17 protein-coding genes are annotated in these 19,346 nt (G+C 60.7%); 11 read left to right on the top strand and 6 right to left on the bottom strand.

Features of this window, described 5'->3' with window-relative positions; all coding sequences use genetic code 11:
• Positions 1-21 precede the first annotated feature (21 nt).
• Positions 22-693 (bottom strand): TetR/AcrR family transcriptional regulator, encoded by a 672-nt coding sequence (locus GIW28_RS01805; protein WP_017139471.1) that lies wholly within the window; start codon positions 691-693, stop codon positions 22-24.
• 146 nt (positions 694-839) lie between these two features.
• On the opposite strand from GIW28_RS01805, the gene GIW28_RS01800 reads away from it, so the two are divergent.
• The 5 genes from GIW28_RS01800 to GIW28_RS01780 all read left to right on the top strand — a co-directional run bounded on the left by GIW28_RS01800 (position 840) and on the right by GIW28_RS01780 (position 5,643).
• Positions 840-2,267: a coniferyl aldehyde dehydrogenase gene (locus tag GIW28_RS01800; protein ID WP_236446427.1), complete on the top strand. Its 1,428-nt coding sequence runs from the start codon at positions 840-842 to the stop codon at positions 2,265-2,267.
• Between the two features lie 28 nt (positions 2,268-2,295).
• A complete protein-coding gene (locus tag GIW28_RS01795; protein WP_017139473.1) occupies positions 2,296-2,841 on the top strand; it encodes a hypothetical protein in 546 nt (181 codons plus the stop codon).
• Positions 2,842-2,986: 145 nt separating this feature from the next.
• Positions 2,987-4,582: a GMC family oxidoreductase gene (locus tag GIW28_RS01790; protein WP_236446425.1), complete on the top strand. Its 1,596-nt coding sequence runs from the start codon at positions 2,987-2,989 to the stop codon at positions 4,580-4,582.
• Positions 4,583-4,685: 103 nt separating this feature from the next.
• Complete coding sequence (gene coaD / locus GIW28_RS01785; protein WP_003176711.1) at positions 4,686-5,165, top strand: pantetheine-phosphate adenylyltransferase; 480 nt, start codon at positions 4,686-4,688, stop codon at positions 5,163-5,165.
• Positions 5,166-5,391: 226 nt separating this feature from the next.
• On the top strand, positions 5,392-5,643 hold the full coding sequence (locus GIW28_RS01780) for a YfhL family 4Fe-4S dicluster ferredoxin (RefSeq protein WP_003213796.1): 252 nt from the start codon (positions 5,392-5,394) through the stop codon (positions 5,641-5,643).
• 123 nt (positions 5,644-5,766) lie between these two features.
• Here GIW28_RS01780 and mutM read toward each other — a convergent pair whose 3' ends face one another.
• Positions 5,767-6,579 carry a bifunctional DNA-formamidopyrimidine glycosylase/DNA-(apurinic or apyrimidinic site) lyase gene (mutM, locus tag GIW28_RS01775; RefSeq protein WP_099550323.1) on the bottom strand — a complete coding sequence of 271 codons (813 nt, stop codon included), beginning with the start codon at positions 6,577-6,579 and terminating at the stop codon, positions 5,767-5,769.
• Positions 6,580-6,600: 21 nt separating this feature from the next.
• Positions 6,601-7,413, bottom strand: a complete 813-nt coding sequence (locus GIW28_RS01770) for an HDOD domain-containing protein (protein WP_169987622.1) — start codon at positions 7,411-7,413, stop codon at positions 6,601-6,603.
• 284 nt (positions 7,414-7,697) lie between these two features.
• On the opposite strand from GIW28_RS01770, the gene GIW28_RS01765 reads away from it, so the two are divergent.
• The 3 genes from GIW28_RS01765 to ilvD all read left to right on the top strand — a co-directional run bounded on the left by GIW28_RS01765 (position 7,698) and on the right by ilvD (position 12,328).
• Positions 7,698-8,894: a class I SAM-dependent rRNA methyltransferase gene (locus GIW28_RS01765; RefSeq protein WP_003213799.1), complete on the top strand. Its 1,197-nt coding sequence runs from the start codon at positions 7,698-7,700 to the stop codon at positions 8,892-8,894.
• A gap of 203 nt (positions 8,895-9,097) precedes the next feature.
• Positions 9,098-10,258 carry an MFS transporter gene (locus tag GIW28_RS01760; RefSeq protein WP_177033839.1) on the top strand — a complete coding sequence of 387 codons (1,161 nt, stop codon included), beginning with the start codon at positions 9,098-9,100 and terminating at the stop codon, positions 10,256-10,258.
• A 228-nt stretch (positions 10,259-10,486) separates the two neighbouring features.
• Entirely contained in the window at positions 10,487-12,328 is a 1,842-nt protein-coding gene (gene ilvD, locus GIW28_RS01755) for a dihydroxy-acid dehydratase (protein ID WP_017139479.1), read from the top strand.
• 176 nt (positions 12,329-12,504) lie between these two features.
• Here ilvD and GIW28_RS01750 read toward each other — a convergent pair whose 3' ends face one another.
• Positions 12,505-13,563 carry a hypothetical protein gene (locus tag GIW28_RS01750; protein WP_017139480.1) on the bottom strand — a complete coding sequence of 353 codons (1,059 nt, stop codon included), beginning with the start codon at positions 13,561-13,563 and terminating at the stop codon, positions 12,505-12,507.
• A 241-nt stretch (positions 13,564-13,804) separates the two neighbouring features.
• Between GIW28_RS01750 and GIW28_RS01745 the strand changes: the two genes are divergently transcribed.
• Complete coding sequence (locus GIW28_RS01745; protein WP_017139481.1) at positions 13,805-15,196, top strand: L-cystine transporter; 1,392 nt, start codon at positions 13,805-13,807, stop codon at positions 15,194-15,196.
• A 95-nt stretch (positions 15,197-15,291) separates the two neighbouring features.
• Here GIW28_RS01745 and GIW28_RS01740 read toward each other — a convergent pair whose 3' ends face one another.
• A complete protein-coding gene (locus tag GIW28_RS01740) occupies positions 15,292-15,804 on the bottom strand; it encodes a dihydrofolate reductase (RefSeq protein ID WP_236446423.1) in 513 nt (170 codons plus the stop codon).
• A gap of 69 nt (positions 15,805-15,873) precedes the next feature.
• Between GIW28_RS01740 and GIW28_RS01735 the strand changes: the two genes are divergently transcribed.
• Both GIW28_RS01735 and GIW28_RS01730 read left to right on the top strand, forming a co-directional pair.
• Entirely contained in the window at positions 15,874-17,253 is a 1,380-nt protein-coding gene (locus GIW28_RS01735) for a DUF2868 domain-containing protein (protein WP_236446422.1), read from the top strand.
• Entirely contained in the window at positions 17,246-18,628 is a 1,383-nt protein-coding gene (locus GIW28_RS01730) for a DUF3482 domain-containing protein (protein ID WP_170036792.1), read from the top strand. The genes GIW28_RS01735 and GIW28_RS01730 overlap by 8 nt, the downstream gene beginning before the upstream one ends.
• On the opposite strand, the gene GIW28_RS01725 is transcribed toward GIW28_RS01730, so the two are convergent.
• Positions 18,615-19,169: a hypothetical protein gene (locus GIW28_RS01725; RefSeq protein ID WP_099550319.1), complete on the bottom strand. Its 555-nt coding sequence runs from the start codon at positions 19,167-19,169 to the stop codon at positions 18,615-18,617. The genes GIW28_RS01730 and GIW28_RS01725 overlap by 14 nt on opposite strands.
• Positions 19,170-19,346 lie beyond the last annotated feature (177 nt).

Raw genomic sequence — 19,346 nt, 5'->3', positions numbered from 1 at the left:
TGAACAGATTCGGGAAAGGTCCTACTTCACTTCTTCCAGTGCCTGGTTCAACGGCACGTAAAACTCTTTGAACAAGGCATCCACCGCCTCTTTCGCCTGGGGCGTGACAAACCCCGCCTCCAGCACCAGCACCTGATACACACCGCGCTTGATCGCTTCGGCGCTCAAGTGCGCGGAGTTCTCATTGGTGGTGCACAGGAACCGCACCCACGAGGTGAGGATGATCCAGGCATTAAGGGTCAGTGCCTCGGTTTGCACCGGGTCCATACTGAGGATGCCAGCGTCGACAAACCCTTGGTAAATGGCCCCGCCCTGGATCAGGCAGCGCTGGGAAAACCGCCGGTAGCCGGTGGCCAGTTCCGGGTCGCTTTCCAGCAGGTGTTCGAGGTCTCGGTGCAGGAAGCGGTAGCGCCACATGCCGGCCAGCACGGCCTGCAGGTAAAAGCGCTTGTCTTCGACAGTCACCGCGCGGCCCTGTGGCGGGCGCAGGAAACTGTCCACCAGCGCTTCGTACTCACGAAACAGCACGGCGATGATCGCCTGCTTGTTGGGGAAGTGGTAGTACAGGTTGCCCGGGGAAATTTCCATATGGGCGGCGATATGGTTGGTACTGACGCTGCGCTCACCCTGCTGGTTAAAAAGCTCCAGGCTGGTTTGCACAATGCGCTCGCTGGTCTTTACTCGTGGTGCCATAGGGGATCAGCTTCTGAACACGGGATGGGGCATCTTACGGCCTATCCTTGTCAGGATAAATCCGCATGTTGCTGCAATGACATTTGACAATTTAGAGCAATGACTCTAAAAATCCAGGCAGACCTATAACAATCGGGAACTGCGCCATGTCTGCCAACGTTGCCTACCTGCAAGATTCCCAGGCGCTGGATCAACTCCAGGACCTGTTCGACGCCCAACGTCGCGCCTATGCGGCCAACCCGATGCCGCCAGCTGCACAGCGCCAGCAGTGGCTAAAGGCTTTACGCGACGTGCTCAGCGACGAACGCCAGGCGCTGATCACCGCGATCAGCCAGGACTTCAGCCACCGCAGCGCAGACGAAACCCTGTTCGCCGAGTTGATGCCCAGCCTGCATGGCATTCACTACGCAAGCAAACACCTCAAAGGCTGGATGAAACCTTCCCGGCGTGCGGTAGGCATTGCCTTCCAACCAGCGTCAGCCAAAGTCATCTACCAGCCGCTGGGTGTGGTCGGGGTGATTGTGCCCTGGAATTACCCGTTGTACTTGGCCATCGGCCCGTTGGTCGGGGCTTTGGCGGCGGGAAACCGGGTGATGCTCAAACTCAGCGAATCCACGCCCGCCACGGGCGAACTGCTGAAGGCGCTGCTGGCCAAAATCTTCCCCGAAGACCTGGTGTGCGTGGTGCTGGGCGAGGCCGAAGTGGGCATGGCATTTTCCAAATTGCGCTTCGATCACCTGCTGTTCACCGGCGCCACCAGCATCGGCAAACACGTGATGCGCGCAGCGGCCGAGCACCTGACACCGGTTACCCTGGAGCTCGGTGGCAAGTCGCCAGCCATTGTTTCCGCGGACGTGCCACTCAAAGACGCCGCCGAGCGCATTGCCTTCGGTAAATGCCTGAATGCCGGGCAAACCTGCGTGGCACCGGATTACGTGTTGGTGCCGGAAGACCGCGTTGAAGGTTTCGTCGAGGCCTACAGCAACGCCGTTCGCGGGTTTTATCCGACCCTGGCCGACAACCCGGACTACACCGCCATCATCAATGAGCGGCAACAGACCCGGCTCAATGCCTACGTCAAAGACGCCACCGACAAGGGCGCCACCCTGATACCGCTGTATGACCAGGGCCAGGCACGGCGTATGGCCCATAGCCTGTTGCTGAATGTCAGCGACGAGATGACGGTGATGCAGGACGAAATCTTCGGCCCGGTGCTGCCGATCGTGCCTTATCGCGGCCTCGACCAAGCGTTTGCCTACATCAACCAGCGCCCTCGCCCACTGGCCCTGTATTACTTCGGCTACAACAAGGGCGAACAGAACCGCGTGCTCCACGAAACCCATTCCGGCGGTGTTTGCCTCAACGACACGCTGCTGCATGTGGCCCAGGACGATATGCCCTTTGGCGGCATCGGCCCGTCGGGCATGGGCCATTACCACGGCCATGAAGGCTTCCTCACGTTCAGCAAGGCCAAAGGGGTGCTGGTCAAACAGCGCCTGAACGCGGCGAAACTGATCTACCCGCCTTACGGCAAAGCCATCCAGAAGTTGATCCAGAAGCTGTTTATCCGCTGATTCCGCCACCCTCGGGATAACAATAACAATGAACCCTAGCCTGACTGAAACACCCGCGCTGTCACGGCGCGGCGTTCTGAAAATCGGCCTGTGCGCCAGCGCATTCCTGGCCACCGCCGGCTTGGGGGCCAGCCTCAGCGGCTGCTCCAGCAGCACCCCGGCCAGTGGCTTTGCCATGCTGCGCAGCAGCGACCTGCCGTTTTTGCGCGCAATCATCCCGGTGTTGCTCGAAGGCGCGGCCAGCGCCCAGGACGTGGTCGCCGGCATCGAAGACACCCTGAAAAAACTCGACTACAGCCTGCAAAACCTGTCGCCGGAGATGTTCAAGCTCACCCAGCAACTGTTCGACGTGCTGAGCATGGGCATCACCCGTGGCCCGTTGACCGGCATTTGGGGCAGTTGGGAAAACGCCAGCAGCGATCAGATCCGCAACTTCCTGCACCGCTGGGAGAACAGCTACCTGAACCTGCTGCGCATGGGCCAGGGCTCGCTGCTCAAGCTGGTGATCATGGCCTGGTACTTCCGGCCACAATCCTGGGCGCATTGCGGCTACCCCGGCCCACCCAAGATCTAAACCTGACAACCTGACCCAATGTGGGAGCTGGCTCGCCTGCGATAGCGATGTATCAGCCAGAAATGAAAGGCAGGCAGACCGCCATCGCAGGCAAGCCAGCTCCCACACTGAATGCAACTTCGTATAAAAATAAGAGTGCACTTCTATGCCCGTACCCGATCTGTTCCGCGATGGCCTGGCCCGTGGCTGGAAAACCCACAATGGCGCCGCCCTCAGCAATGACCTGACCCTGGAAGCCGATGTGGCCATTATCGGCAGTGGCGCGGGTGGCGGCACCACTGCCGAGATCCTCAGTGCTGCGGGCTACAAAGTGCTGCTGATCGAAGAAGGCCCGCTCAAGACCAGCAGCGACTTCAAGCTGCTCGAAGACGAAGCCTACGCCAGCCTCTACCAGGAAGGCATCGGCCGCATGAGCAAGGACGGCGCGATTACTATCCTGCAGGGGCGTGCCGTCGGTGGCACCACGCTGATCAACTGGACCTCGAGCTTTCGCACACCCGATGCCACCCTCGCCCACTGGGCCAGTGAATATGCAGTCAAGGGCCACAGCAGCGCAGAAATGGCGCCGTGGTTCGAAAAAATGGAACAGCGCCTGGGCATCGCCCCTTGGGCCATTCCAGCGAATGCCAACAATGATGTGATCCGCAAAGGCTGCGAAAAGCTCGGCTATAGCTGGCACGTGATTCCGCGCAACGTGCGCGGCTGCTTCAACCTGGGTTACTGCGGCATGGGGTGCCCGGTCAACGCCAAGCAATCGATGTTGGTGACCACCATTCCTTCCACCCTGGAAAAGGGCGGCGAACTGCTCTACCTGGCCCGCGCCGAACACCTGAAATACAGCGGCGACACCATCAGCAGCCTTGAATGCGTGGCCATGGATGAGCGTTGCGTGGCGCCTACCGGGCGCAAGATCACGGTCAAGGCCAAGCATTACGTGCTCGCGGGCGGTGGCATCAACAGCCCGGCGCTGTTGATGCGTTCGGACGCGCCCGACCCGCATTCGCGGCTGGGCAAGCGTACCTTCCTGCATCTGGTGAATTTCTCCGCGGGGCAGTTCGACGAGGTGATCAATCCGTTCTATGGCGCTCCGCAGTCGATCTATTCCGATCACTTCCAGTGGCAGGACGGCACCACCGGCAAAATGTCTTACAAATTGGAGGCGCCGCCGCTGCATCCAGGCCTGGCCAGCACGCTGTTCGGCGGCTACGGCACCGGGAACGCGCTGGACATGAGTCAGTTGCCCCACACCCACGCCATGCTCGCCCTGCTGCGCGACGGCTTTCACCCCGACAGCCCCGGCGGCACGGTGGAATTACGTGGCGACGGCACACCGGTGCTCGACTATCAGGTCTCGGACTACGCCTGGGACGGCCTGCGCCGTGCGTTTCATACCATGGCCGAGATTCAGTTCGCGGCGGGCGCCAAGTCGGTCAAGCCGCTGCATCACGATGCACGCTACGTGAATACCCTGGCCGAGGCACGCAGCCTGATCGATGGCCTGAGCCTGGAACTGCACCGCACCACGCTGGGCAGCGCCCATGTGATGGGCGGTTGCGCCATGGGCGAGGACCCGAAAAACGCGGTGGCCGACAGCCTCGGCCGTCATCATCAATTGCGTAACCTGTCGATCCACGACGGCTCGCTGTTCCCCACCAGCATTGGCGCCAACCCACAATTATCGGTGTACGGGTTGACCGCGCAACTGGCGACAGCATTGGCCGAACGTCTGAAAACAGCATGAAAAAACCGGGTATTCACGGTATCTATCTACATAAGTCGACTTGGCCCACCGGGAATGCTGCGATACCATCCGGTTCCCCAACGGACTCCGCCAGGACGACGCGATGAACCGAGTGTTGTACCCAGGTACCTTCGACCCGATTACCAAAGGCCATGGCGATCTGGTCGAACGTGCGTCTCGCTTGTTCGACCATGTGATCATCGCGGTCGCCGCCAGCCCCAAGAAAAACCCACTGTTCCCCTTGGAACAGCGCGTAGAGCTGGCGCGTGAGGTCACCAAGCACCTGCCCAACGTGGAAGTGGTGGGCTTTTCGACGTTGCTGGCGCACTTTGCCAAAGAGCAGAACGCCAATGTGTTCCTGCGTGGCCTGCGCGCTGTGTCGGACTTCGAATACGAATTCCAGCTGGCCAACATGAACCGCCAACTGGCGCCGGACGTGGAAAGCCTGTTTCTTACGCCGTCGGAACGTTACTCGTTCATTTCCTCGACGTTGGTGCGTGAAATTGCCGCTTTGGGCGGAGATATCACCAAGTTCGTGCATCCGGCCGTAGCCGATGCGCTGACCCTGCGCTTCAAGAAGTAAGGCTTTTTGGGGGGAGGGAGCTTGCTCCCGCTGGACTGCGCAGCAGTCCCAATCGTTTCCAGCACAGCGGGGCCGCTGCGCGGCCCTACGGGAGCAAGCTCCCTCGCCACAGAGACAGCGACCGATATTCGGGCTTGCCACACGCTCGCACTGCGGGCGCCAATGCGGCACAATTGCACGCATTAGTTTTCAGATGCCCTGGCTGACAGCCCTGGCAGGAGTTTCCATGTCCCTGATCATCACCGACGATTGCATCAACTGCGACGTCTGCGAACCCGAGTGCCCGAACGCTGCGATTTCCCAGGGCGAAGAGATCTACGTGATCGACCCCAACCTGTGCACCCAGTGCGTCGGTCACTACGACGAGCCTCAGTGCCAGCAAGTGTGCCCGGTGGATTGTATTCCACTGGATGAGGCCCATCCGGAAACGGAAGAGCAGTTGATGGAGAAGTACCGGTTGATTACCGGCAAGGCCTGAAGTTATTTATTGCCTGTAAAGGCCTCATCGCAGGCAAGCCAGCTCCCACATTTAGAGTGGTGAATACATCCAAATGTGGGAGCTGGCTTGCCTGCGATGGCGACATCAGCCATCACCCGACACTCAGCTCTGGCACTTTGGGCAAAACACACTCGCCCGCTGCCCCAGCACCACATTGCGCAACTCGCTCCCGCAGACCTTGCACGCCTCACCGCCCCGGCCGTAGACGTACAACTCCTGCTGAAAATACCCCGGTTGCCCATCACCGCCGATAAAGTCCCGCAATGTGGTGCCACCACGTTCGATAGCTGCCGCCAGCACGCGCTTGATCTCGATCGCCAGCTTCAAATAACGCCCGCGTGAGATACCACCCGCAGCCCGGCGCGGATCTATCCCTGCCGCAAACAACGCTTCGGTCGCGTAGATATTGCCCACGCCCACCACCACCGCGTTGTCCATGATGAACGGCTTCACCGCTATCGACTTGCCACGCGACAGCTGGAACAGACGCTCGCCATCAAACAGGTCGGTCAACGGCTCCGGCCCCAGGCGCAGCAACAGTTCGTGGTTGTGCGGGTCCTGGCTCCAGAGCATCGCGCCAAAACGCCGAGGGTCGGTATAGCGCAGCGCCAGGCCCGACTCCAGCTCAATGTCCACATGCTCATGCTTGAGCGCTGGCAAGCCGACTTCCACCAGGCGCAAATTGCCCGACATACCCAAATGGCTGATCAACGTGCCCACTTCGGCATTGATCAACAGGTACTTGGCCCGCCGCTCCACCAGCACGATGCGCTGCCCGGACAGGCGCACATCCAGGTCTTCCGGGATCGGCCAGCGCAGGCGCCGTTCACGCACCACCACACGGCTGACGCGTTGGCCTTCCAAATGCGGCGCAATCCCGCGCCGGGTGGTTTCGACTTCGGGTAACTCGGGCATGTGTACCTCTTGATTAAAGGGTCAGTGCGCGCCCAGTTCGCGGATCGATAGCTTCAGGCTTTCAAAGTCGTAGTCCGACAGGCCCACGTAGTCCAGCACCAGATGCCCGATGGCATCCCACTCATGGTCCGCCGATTGGTTGCCCAGCACGCGGTGGGACGAGCAGATGTGCTCGGCCATCTTGAGGATCGCCAACAGGTTTTTAAGTTGCGGGTTGCGCGACGACTCATCGCTGAAAATCGCCAGGGCGTTGTGGTGGTTGGCGATGGCGTCGGTCACATGCTCCGGCAGGCGCCAGGATTTGGCGGTGTAGTAACCCACCACGGCATGGTTGGTGTTGAACGCGTTGTTCTCGGTGTCGACCACCCGGCAATCCGGGCCGGCATTGGCGTAAGCCTGCTCCAGCACCGCCATGTAATTGGGGAAGCGCTTGAGCATCAGCGGCACGCCGCAGTCGTGGAACAGGCCCAAGGCATAGGCCTCGTCGACCGTTTGCGAGCCGGTGCGCTTGGCCAGGGTCAGGCAGGTCATGGCCACGTCCTGGGCGGTGTCCCAGAAGCGGTTGAGGGTGACGATGGTGTCGTCGCTCATCTCGCCCTTGATCGACTGCGCGTTGATCAGGTTGATGATCGAGCGGCTGCCCAGCAGGTTCACCGCGCGCTGGATCGAGGCGATCTTGTTGCTCAGGCCGTAATACGGCGAGTTGACGATCTTCAGCAGCGCACCAGACAGGCCTGGATCCTGGGAGATCAGCCGCGCGATCACTTCCAGGTCCGGGTCGGGCATGTACTGCTCCATCTGCAAATCCACCATGATTTGCGGTTGAGGCGGCACGCTGATGCCTTGCAGGGCCTGCTGGATCTGCTCGGCGGAAAGCTCTGGGGACATAAATACACACTCTGGACTAGGCGCGAATTCTAACCTCTATGGGAAGCTGACCGACACCTCAAAAACCGGATTGAATGTGGGCTCTGGGCTTGTGTGGGAGCTGGCTTGCCTGCGATTGCATCACCACCGTACGTCAGATACACCGAGTCGCCTGCATCGCAGGCAAGCCAGCTCCCACATGAATAACGGCGCAACAGGTATACTCCCGCTCTTTTTTCCGGAGCGACGTCATGTCCCTGCCTAGCCTGCGTCTCAAAGCCAACGCCGATCGTCGTTTGCGCAACGGCCACCTGTGGGTCTACAGCAACGAAATCGATGTGGCCGCCACACCTCTTCACGGCTTCCAGGCAGGCGACCAGGCTATCCTGGAAGCGGCTGGCGGCAAGACCCTGGGCATCGTGGCCATGAGCCCGAACAACCTGATCTGCGCCCGCCTGCTGTCACGCGACATCAAGTTGCCGCTGGACAAATCGCTGCTGGTGCACCGCATCAACGTCGCCCTGTCCCTGCGTGACCGCCTGTTCGACAAGCCGTTCTACCGCCTGGTCTACGGTGATTCCGACCTGTTGCCGGGCCTGGTCGTCGACCGTTTCGGCGACATCCTTGTAGTACAGATCGCCTCGGCGACCATGGAAGCGCACAAAGAAGACGTGATCGCTGCCCTGACCCAAGTGCTCAAGCCAAGCGGCATCCTGTTCAAGAACGACTCCGCCGCGCGTGACGCCGAAGGCCTCAACCGCTATGTCGAAACCGTGTTCGGCCTGGTGCCGGAGTGGGTGGCGCTGGAAGAAAACGGCGTGAAATTCGAAGCCCCGGTGATCCAGGGCCAGAAAACCGGCTGGTTCTACGACCACCGCATGAACCGCGCCCGCCTGGCCCCGTACGCCAAAGGCAAACGCGTACTCGACCTGTACAGCTACATCGGCGGCTGGGGCGTGCAAGCTGCAGCGTTCGGCGCCAGTGAAGTGTTCTGCGTCGACGCCTCCGCCTTCGCCCTCGACGGCGTAGAGCGCAACGCCGCACTGAACGGTGTTGCCGAGAAGATGACCTGCATTGAAGGCGACGTGTTCGAAGCCCTCAAAGAGCTGAAAGCCAGCGAAGAACGTTTCGACGTGATCGTCGCCGACCCACCGGCCTTCATCAAACGCAAAAAAGACATGAAAAACGGCGAAGGCGCCTACCGCCGCCTGAACGAGCAAGCCATGCGCCTGCTCAGCAAGGACGGCATTCTGGTCAGCGCATCGTGCTCCATGCACCTGCCGGAAGACGACCTGCAGAACATCCTGCTGACCAGCGCCCGTCACCTGGACCGCAACATCCAGATGCTCGAACGCGGCGGCCAGGGCCCGGATCACCCGGTGCACCCGGCGATTGCCGAAACGCGCTACATCAAGAGCATTACCTGCCGATTGTTGCCTAATAGCTAAGTAACACGCAGATCAAATGTGGGAGCTGGCTTGCCTGCGATAGCGGTGGACCTGTTGACGAGTTTGTTGACTGACACTCAGCCATCGCGGACAAGCCCGCTCCCACATTTTTCCGACACAAACCGTCCTTCAACGGTTTTGATTGAATTCCACATTTCGCAGACTAGTATCGGTTTCTGGAATTACTCCGGAAAACAAAAACAATGTCTGGGCCCTACCTCTCCCGCTTCATCCTCATCACCTGCATTTCCCTGATCAGTTTCTTCCCGATTAACATTCTGCTGCCCTCGTTTCCCGCGCTGGCTGCCAGGTTCGACACACCTACCGCAGAAATCGCACTGTCGATCAGTCTGTTCACGCTGGTGTTTTCAATTTCCCAATTGATTGCAGGCCCGTTGTCGGATAAATGGGGCCGCAAGGAAGTGCTGATCGGCTGCATTACGCTGTCGATCCTCGGCGCGATGGGTTGCGCGTTCGCGTCCGACTACCTGACCTTCCTGCTGTTTCGCTGCGTGCAGGCCATGGGCTGCGGTTTTTTCGTACTGGGCCATGCGCTGGTCGAAGACCTGTTCGAAGAACAGGACCGCGCCCGCGTACGCCTGTATTACATGACCCTTAGCGGTTCGTTTGTGGCGCTCTCGCCGCTGATCGGCTCCTGGCTGCAAACCACCTTCGACTGGCAAGGCAGCTTCTACGGCTTTGCGCTGATGGCACTGGGCATGTTGATCCATGCGCTCTGCATCCTGCCGTCCAAGGCCGCCAGCCCGCACCGCGCGCCGGTATCAATCATCGGTACGCTCAGAGCCGTCGCTGGCAACCGCGACTTCCTGCGCTACTGGTGGATCGCCGCGCTGGTGTTCGCCTGCTATTTCGCCTTGATCAGCGTGACGCCGCTGATTTTCATGGATGCGCTGAAACTGTCCGAATACCAGTACGCACTGGTGTTGATGGTGTACGGCGTGGCCTACCTGCTCGGTGGCGTCGCGGCATCGTACTTGCAGAAGCGCATCTCGCTGTCCCGGCAAATCAATATCGGGCTGGGATTGCTGCTGGTGGCCGGCATTTTGTTAACGCTGATTATCAGCGTTGAGGCCATCACCCCCCTGACTTTGCTGATCCCGATGCTGATCAGCGCCCTGGCCGTCACTCTTGTGCGGCCTGCCGCAATTTCGGCGGCGATGCTGCTGTTTTCCAGCAGCGCAGGCACGGCAGCGTCGGCGGGCAACAGCATCATGTTCCTGACCGCGGCCATCAGCAGCGCCGCCCTCGCGCAGACCGGCAACCATTTGCTGATGACCATCGCCGTAAGCTTCATCGTTTTCAGCCTGTGGGGCTGGGTGGCGAATGCACGTGTGGGTCGCTAGCAAGCGCCCTCGCCACAGACGGTCATTCCCTCCAGCCGCCAGCGGTGTAGAATCGGCCTTATTCATCGCCAGTCATCCCCCGGCGGGTTTATGAGCTCGAGGCCCAGGCACGCGGCGATCCCGCGACGCGAGTGGCAACGTTTGGACACACGGCCATTTTCTGAGTGCTCCATACGTCAATAGAAGCTCACTTCCCTTTAGTACTTGATTAGCCGCCCGGAGTGCTCCATGCCAGATTACCGCTCGAAAACATCCACCCACGGCCGCAACATGGCCGGCGCGCGCGCACTGTGGCGTGCCACGGGGATGAAAGATGACGACTTCAAGAAGCCGATCATCGCGATTGCCAACTCCTTTACCCAGTTCGTACCGGGCCACGTCCACCTCAAGGACCTGGGCCAACTGGTCGCCCGCGAGATCGAACGCGCCGGTGGCGTCGCCAAGGAATTCAACACCATCGCCGTGGATGACGGCATCGCCATGGGCCATGACGGCATGCTGTATTCGCTGCCGAGCCGCGAGATCATTGCCGACTCCGTGGAATACATGGTCAACGCCCACTGCGCCGACGCCATTGTGTGCATCTCCAACTGCGACAAGATCACCCCCGGCATGCTGATGGCCGCCCTGCGCCTGAACATCCCGGTGATCTTCGTCTCCGGCGGCCCGATGGAAGCCGGCAAGACCAAGCTCGCCTCCCACGGCCTCGACCTGGTCGACGCCATGGTCATCGCCGCCGATTCCAGCGCTTCTGACGAGAAGGTCGCGGAATACGAACGCAGCGCCTGCCCGACCTGCGGTTCGTGCTCCGGCATGTTCACCGCCAACTCGATGAACTGCCTGGTCGAAGCCCTGGGCCTGGCCTTGCCGGGCAACGGTTCCACCCTGGCCACCCACAGCGACCGCGAACAGCTGTTCCTGCAGGCTGGCCGCACCATCGTCGAGCTGTGCAAGCGTTACTACACCGAGAACGATGAGTCGGTGTTGCCGCGCAATATCGCCAACTTCAAGGCGTTCGAGAACGCCATGACCCTGGACATCGCCATGGGCGGTTCCACCAACACCATCCTGCACTTGCTGGCCGCAGCGCAAGAAGCCGAGATCGACTTCGACCTGCGCGACATCGACCGTCTGTCCCGTCATGTGCCGCAACTGTGCAAAGTCGCGCCGAATATCCAGAAGTACCACATGGAAGACGTGCACCGCGCCGGCGGGATCTTCTCGATTCTTGGCTCGCTGGCCCGTGGAGGCCTGTTGCACACCGACCTGCCGACTGTGCACAGCAAATCCCTGGCCGAAGGCATCGCCAAGTGGGACATCACCCAGACTGACGACGAAGCGGTGCATCACTTCTTCAAGGCTGGCCCGGCGGGTATCCCGACCCAGACCGCGTTCAGCCAGTCGACCCGTTGGGAAACCCTGGATGACGACCGTGAAAACGGCTGCATCCGCAGTGTCGAGCACGCCTACTCGCAAGAAGGCGGCCTGGCCGTGCTGTACGGCAACATTGCCCTGGATGGCTGCGTGGTGAAAACCGCCGGTGTGGATGAATCCATCCACGTGTTCGAAGGCCGCGCCAAGATCTACGAAAGCCAGGACAGCTCGGTGCGCGGCATCCTCGCCGACGAAGTGAAAGAAGGCGACATCGTGATCATCCGCTACGAAGGCCCGAAAGGCGGCCCGGGTATGCAGGAGATGCTCTACCCTACGTCTTACCTGAAATCCAAAGGCCTGGGCAAAGCTTGCGCCTTGCTGACCGACGGCCGCTTTTCTGGCGGCACCTCGGGCCTCTCGATCGGCCACGCTTCGCCAGAAGCCGCTGCCGGTGGCGCGATTGGTCTGGTGCAGGACGGCGACAAGGTGCTGATCGACATTCCGAACCGCTCGATCAACCTGTTGATCAGCGACGAAGAACTGGCGGCACGCCGGGTTGAGCAGGACAAGAAAGGCTGGAAACCGGTGGAGAAGCGTCCGCGCAAAGTCACCACCGCGTTGAAGGCTTACGCCCTGCTGGCCACCAGTGCCGACAAAGGTGCTGTGCGTAACAAGGCGATGCTCGACGGCCTGTAAGCCCGCCCATAAAAAAGCCCCGCCACGTGCGGGGCATTTTTTTGCCTGAATAAAACTCCCCAGACAACAGAGATCAACTGTGGGAGCTGGCTTGCCTGCGATGGCGGCGTGTCAGCTTGCCTCTCTGAGCCTGACCGATCGCTATCGCAGGCAAGCCAGCTCCCACACTGACCGCGTTACTGGATTTCGTCCGGCTTGACGATCACCCAGTTCTTGTCCGCCGTCACCGGCAAGCCTTCCTTGGCCTGAGCAGCCGCGTGCTTGGCCATCATGCCGTTGAGCTGGGTCATGTATTTGTCCTTGCGGTTGATCCACAAGTGAATGCCACCCTTGGCCACGTCCACATCGTGGAATAGCATGTAACCGTCGCTGGTCGGTGTGTCACCGCCGACGATCACCGGTTTTTTCCACTCGTCGATGTAGGTCAGGATCGCTGCGTGCTTGCCGGCCATCCAGGTTGCCGGGGTCCATAAGTACGGCGTCAGTTCCAGGCCGAGGTTGGCCTTCTCGTCATACTTGCCCGCAGTGATTTGCTTACGCGCAGTGGTCAGTTCGCCGGTCTTGCGATCCTTGAGCAAGGTGCTCACGCCGATGACGTTCTCGGGTTTGACGTTGTAACCGTACTTCGGATCGGCGGCGACCATACGCACCAACTCCTCGGAGGCGGCGGTCATCACATACACCTCGATGCCGTTTTCCATCAGCTTGTTGTACAGCTCGGCCTGGCCGGTGAAGACTTTTGGCGGCTGCACCTCAGACTTCTTCACCACATCGCCTTCAAAGTAGGTGACCGGCACCGGCTTGCCGGAAGCCATCAGCTCGTCCACCTGGACCTTGAGCTCCTTGAGGGTGAAGCCCGAGAAAATCTGCGCAACCCATGGGTAGCAGACCATGTCGTCGACTTCGCAAAGGCGGTAGTAGTAGCTGAACAGGCTTTCCTTGTGGTCGGCGGTGTCCTTGAACGGCATCAGCTTCAGCGATGGGTCCATGCTCTCGCGGGTGATCAGGCCCTTGTTTTCCATGTAGGGCAGCAAGGACTCTTCGAGGTCGTAGCGGTAACTGGTGTTGTCCATGTCGAACACCGCGAAGTTACCCTTGTTGGCGTTGGCGGCGATCATCTTGTTCAGTTGCTCGGCGGCCGGCGCCGGCCAGTGTTTCAACTCTGTGGCGGCAAATGCCTGGCTGACGAGGCCGAGGCAGAAGGCGGCGGCAAGTAGTTTTGGCGCGAGCTTCATAAGCGTTTTCTCCCTGAGTGAAAGACACCGACGCTAACAAATCTGTATGACAGTTATCGCCCGAGCACGACCGCTTGCGTCGTGATAACGCCAAGGGCATGTGCCTGAGCGCCAAATGCTTATTCCAAAAACGACAGTCGCCATTCCATATTGGTATTAAATCAATATATTTCAAACTGTTAGGCTTCCCGGTTCGCAATCGCAGGCTCACGCGATTGGCTGCCTTCTCAACGGAGCTTCAATGAATCTGCCCCTGATTCTCAACTTACTGGTGTTCGTGGCCCTGTTGCTGGGCCTGGCACAAACCCGTCGCACGAACTGGAGCCTCGCCAAGAAGGTGCTGTTTGCCCTCGTATTGGGCGTGGTGTTCGGCACGGTGTTGCACACCATTTATGGCGACGGCAACCCGGTGCTGAAGGCCTCGATCAGTTGGTTTGATCTGGTCGGCAATGGCTACGTGCAACTGCTGCAAATGATCGTGATCCCGCTGGTGTTCGCCTCGATCCTCAGTGCCGTGGCGCGCCTGCATAACGCCTCGTCCCTGGGCAAGATCAGCTTTTTGACCATCGGCACGCTGCTGTTCACCACCGCGATTGCGGCGCTGATCGGTATCGGCCTGACCAATCTGTTCGGCCTTACCGCCGAAGGTCTGGTGGCGGGCACCCAGGAGATGGCACGCCTGCAAGTGATCCAGAGTGATTACGCAGGCAAGGTTGCCGACCTGAATATCCCGCAGCTGCTGCTGTCGTTCGTACCGGCCAACCCGTTTGCCGACCTGGCCCGCGCCAAGCCGACGTCGATCATCAGCGTGGTGATTTTCGCTGCATTCCTGGGGGTTGCCGCGCTGCAACTGCTCAAGGATGACGTGGAAAAAGGCCAGAAAGTGCTTAACGCCATCGACACCCTGCAAGCCTGGGTCATGCGCCTGGTGCGCCTGGTGATGAAGCTGACGCCCTACGGCGTGCTGGCGCTGATGACCAAGGTAGTCGCCGGCTCCAACCTGCAAGACATCATCAAGCTCGGCAGTTTTGTAGTGGTGTCTTATCTGGCTCTGGGGCTGATGTTTGTGGTTCACGGCCTATTGCTGTCGCTGGCCGGGATCAACCCGCTGCGGTTCTTCCGCAAGGTGTGGCCGGTACTGACGTTTGCCTTCACCAGTCGTTCCAGTGCGGCAGCCATTCCGCTGAGCATTGAAGCGCAGACCCGTCGCCTGGGCATTCCGCAATCCATCGCCGGGTTTGCCGCCTCGTTTGGCGCGACGATCGGCCAGAACGGTTGCGCCGGTCTCTACCCAGCCATGCTGGCGGTGATGGTTGCACCGACCGTGGGCATCAACCCGCTGGACCCGCTGTGGATCGCGACGTTGGTGGCGATTGTGACCTTGAGTTCGGCCGGTGTGGCAGGCGTGGGCGGCGGTGCAACCTTTGCCGCGCTGATCGTGCTGCCGGCGATGGGCTTGCCGGTGTCACTGGTGGCGCTGCTGATTTCCGTGGAGCCGCTGATCGACATGGGCCGCACGGCGTTGAACGTGAATGGTTCGATGACAGCCGGGGCGATTACCAGCCAGATCATGGGGCAGACGGATAAAGCGCTGCTGGATGCCGATGAGCATGCTGAATTAGCGCAGGTCTGATAGACCGCTATCGCAGGCAAGCCAGCTCCCACACTTGAATCGGTTTCCTCAGGAGAAATCGGTCAACTGTGGGAGCTGGCTTGCCTGCGATGCTTTTAGGCTTTTTCCCAGACTTCGAAGTTGTAGGCAGGCTTATCGCCTTCAGCCAGGTTCTCGACGTTTGACACCAACTTCCACTGGTTCAAATCAAACGCCGGAAACCATGCATCGCCTTCCGGGCTCAACGCCACCCGCGTCAAATACAGGCGATCCGCCTGCTCCAGCCCCTGCGCATACAGCTGCGCACCGCCGATCAGCATCAGCTCATCCACGCCCTGTTCCAGCGCCCAGGCTTCAGCCCGCTCAACCGCCGCGTCCAGTGACGGAAAAACTTCCGCACCTTCGAGCGCCAAGCCGGTCTGACGGCTGACCACAATGTTCAAGCGCCCCGGCAACGGTCGGCCCAGGGAATCCCAGGTCTTGCGCCCCATGATGATCGGCTTGCCGAGCGTGGTGGCCTTGAAATATTTAAAATCCCCCGGCAAATGCCAGGGCATGCTGTTGTCGACGCCGATCACCCGGTTTTCACCAAGGGCTGCGATCAGGCTTAAAGGGAGAGTTTTTTTCATGCCGACGAGAATACCAGAGCCACGAGTCTGCGGTTATGCTCCAAGCTCACTTGCTCAACAGGACGGCGCGTGACTGCTCTGAACCCGCTGCATACACTTTGGCTGACCGAAACCGTGCGCCTGCGCGAAGAACACGCAGGCCCCTTGGAAGACCTGGAAGCCAACCGGCTGGCGCGCACGGCCGGTGGCGACCTGGCGACGCGCATCCAGCACCGTGCCCTGCACCTGGCCGAGCGCGATGGGCTGACCGCCGCCCTCACCCGCTGGCTGCAAGGCGCTCGTTTGGCGTTGGTGCTGCTGGCGGTGGTCGCGGTTATCAGTGGCGCCGGGCTGGCCTTTGCCGCCTTGGGCAACGGCCTGACGCCGGTGAACGTGTTCTGGGCCTTGGGCAGCCTGCTCGGCTTGAACCTGATCCTGTTAATCAGCTGGGCCTTGGGCTTGCTGTTTGCCGGTGAACACAGCGCCAGCCTCGGGCGGCTGTGGTTGTGGCTCAGCGAAAAACTTGCCCGGGATGCCAAAGCCGCGCAATTGGCGCCAGCCTTGTTGCTGTTGTTGCAGCGCCAGAAACTCAACCGTTGGGCCGTGGGTGTGCTGGTCAACAGCCTGTGGTTGTTGGCATTGCTCAGCGCCTTGGTGATTCTGCTGACACTGCTGGCCACGCGGCGCTACGGTTTTGTGTGGGAAACCACCATCCTCGGCGCCGATACCTTTGTTGCCGTCACCCAAGCCCTCGGCAGCTTGCCCGCCTTGCTGGGTTTTAATGTGCCGACGGTGGAGATGATCCGCGCCAGCGGTGACTCGGCCCTGAATATCGAAAGCGCCCGCCAGGCCTGGGCCGCGTGGCTGGTAGGCGTACTGCTGGTGTACGGCCTGCTGCCCAGATTGCTCCTCGCCCTGCTGTGCCTGTGGCGCTGGAAACGCGGGCGTGCTGCGTTGCGCCTGGACCTCAACCTGCCCGGCTACAGCCAATTACGCGAACGCCTGATGCCAAGCAGTGAACGGCTGGGCGTCAACGACGCCGCGCCCGAACAACTGCACCACGTCACTGGCGGCATCAGCGACCTGGAAAGCGACGGCGCTCTGCTGGTGGCCATCGAACTCGACGATCAGCACCCGTGGCCGCCCAAGCTGCCAAGCAGCGTCAAGAATGCTGGCATCCTCGACAGCCGCGAATCGCGCAACAAACTGCTGGAACAACTCACGCGCTTCCCGCCCGCACGCCTGGCCATTGCCTGTGACCCGCGCCGCTCGCCGGATCGTGGCAGCCTGGCGTTGATCGCCGAGCTGGCCCGCAGCGCCACCGCCACCCGCGTATGGCTGTTGCAGGCGCCACCCGGCCAGGCGCTGGACGCCGAGCGCTTGGGCGACTGGCACGCCGCGCTGCAACAGCTGGAGCTGCCGTTCGCCGACTGTGCGCCGCTGAACTGGCTGGAGACCGGTCATGACTAAACCGCTGAAGCTCGCCGTGGTCGGCCACACTAATGTCGGAAAGACCTCGCTGCTACGCACGTTGACCCGTGATGTGGGCTTTGGCGAAGTCTCCCATCGCCCCAGCACCACCCGTCATGTGGAAGGCGCGCGTTTGTCGGTCGATGGCGAAGCCTTGCTGGAGCTGTACGACACGCCCGGCCTGGAGGATGCCATCGCGTTGCTTGATTACCTGGAACGCCTGGACCGACCCGGCGAACGCCTCGATGGCCCGGCTCGCCTGGCGCGGTTCCTGGAAGGCAGCGAAGCCCGCCAGCGTTTTGAACAGGAGGCCAAAGTGCTGCGGCAACTGCTGGCCTCGGACGCCGGTTTGTACGTGATCGACGCCCGCGAACCAGTGCTGGCCAAGTACCGCGACGAGCTGCAAGTGCTGGCCAGTTGCGGCAAGCCATTGCTGCCGGTGCTCAACTTCGTCAGCAGCAACGACCACCGCGAGCCGGACTGGCGCGAAGCCCTGGCCCGCCTCGGCCTGCATGCGCTGGTGCGTTTCGACAGCGTGGCGCCGCCGGAAGACGGCGAACGCCGCTTGTATGAAAGCCTGGCACTGCTGCTGGAAAACTCACGGCCGCAATTGGAACGCCTGATCCTCGATCAGCAAGCCCAACGCCAGGCCCGTCAGCAAAGCGCTGCGCGCTTGATCGCCGAGCTGCTGATCGACTGCGCCGCATGCCGGCGCAGTGTGGTCACCGAAGATGAGCAGCAAGCCATCGCTGATTTGCGTAAAGCCGTGCGCCAGCGCGAACAGAAATGCGTAGAGGCGTTGCTCAAGCTATTCGGTTTTCGCCCACAGGACGCCGCGGCCAGCGACCTGCCCTTGCTGGATGGCCGCTGGGGCGATGACCTGTTCAACCCCGAAACCCTCAAACAACTCGGCGTTCGGGTCGGCGGCGGGATCGCCGCAGGCGCGGCAGCCGGTGCGGGTGTGGACCTGCTGGTCGGCGGTCTCACCCTCGGCGCCGCCGCCCTCGCCGGTGCCATTGCCGGTGGCGCACTGCAAACCGCACGCAGTTACGGCAGCCGCCTGCTGGGCAAGCTCAAGGGCCAGCGCGAGCTGACCGTCGACGACAGCGTGCTGCGCCTGCTCGCCCTGCGCCAACGTCAATTGCTCAAGGCCCTGAACCTGCGTGGCCATGCGGCGATGCACAGCATCAAGGTCGACTCGCCGCAGGACAAAACCTGGCGTGAAGGCAAGTTGCCGGATGCGCTGTATAAGGCGCGCGCCCATCCGCAATGGTCGTCGCTCAACCCTCACGCCAAGCTGAGCCAAGCCGAGCGCCAAGAGCAGGTCGAAGTCTTGGCGACCAAACTCAATGAGGCTGAGGTTAAGCCGTCTTGATGGGTTGTGTATGCCAGTCGAATGCGAGGAAAGCGTTGCACAAGACCTTAATCGCAAGTTTGTCGCGGTGGTCAGCAACATCATCCCGATCCAAGTCACTGTTGGTAAATGACTCCAGAACCCCATCACTATCGCCGTCATAACCAGCCGCGCTGTACACCAGCGCGCGTTTACCCTGCAGTGAACAGCACTGGTAAAAATTCAGCTTGATCGCATTGGGCACGCCATCTTTCGCCCAGTGACTGACGTGCATCGTCAAGTAACGCCGCCAGGTATCGCCGGGGTTAAACCAGCCTTGCTTCAAAAAGGTATCGACAAACGCCTTGAGCAACACTTTGTCTTCCGCTGATTTATAGCCATCAGCGTTGATATCGCCGGGTAGCAGGATATCGGCAGCACCGTCAGCCGTAATATCCACGGCCACGGCTTCATGCACCAGCTCGTCAGGGTCGTTGTCGGCCCGCTGAAAAAACTGCAACACCGCCATGTCGGGTTTGCCATTACCGCTTCTGTCCTGAGCGGTGGCTTTCAAGTAACGCATCACAGACTCTCGTTTCATACTGGACATCCCTCGTCGTCAGTAAACCAATTGAACTTCAAAACCGTATCGGCGAGCACTTGCACCAAGCCCTTGTCGACGTCATTGGTGACGCCGTCACGGTTAATATCGAAGTGAATATTCCACTCCAACGCCCCGTCACTATCAAAGTCATAGGCG

It is taken from the genome of Pseudomonas sp. PA-5-4B (assembly GCF_021606215.1).
Taxonomy (GTDB): domain Bacteria; phylum Pseudomonadota; class Gammaproteobacteria; order Pseudomonadales; family Pseudomonadaceae; genus Aquipseudomonas; species Aquipseudomonas edaphica.
Note: the sequence above shows the minus strand (reverse complement) of the source record. Positions and strands in the feature narration are given on the sequence as shown.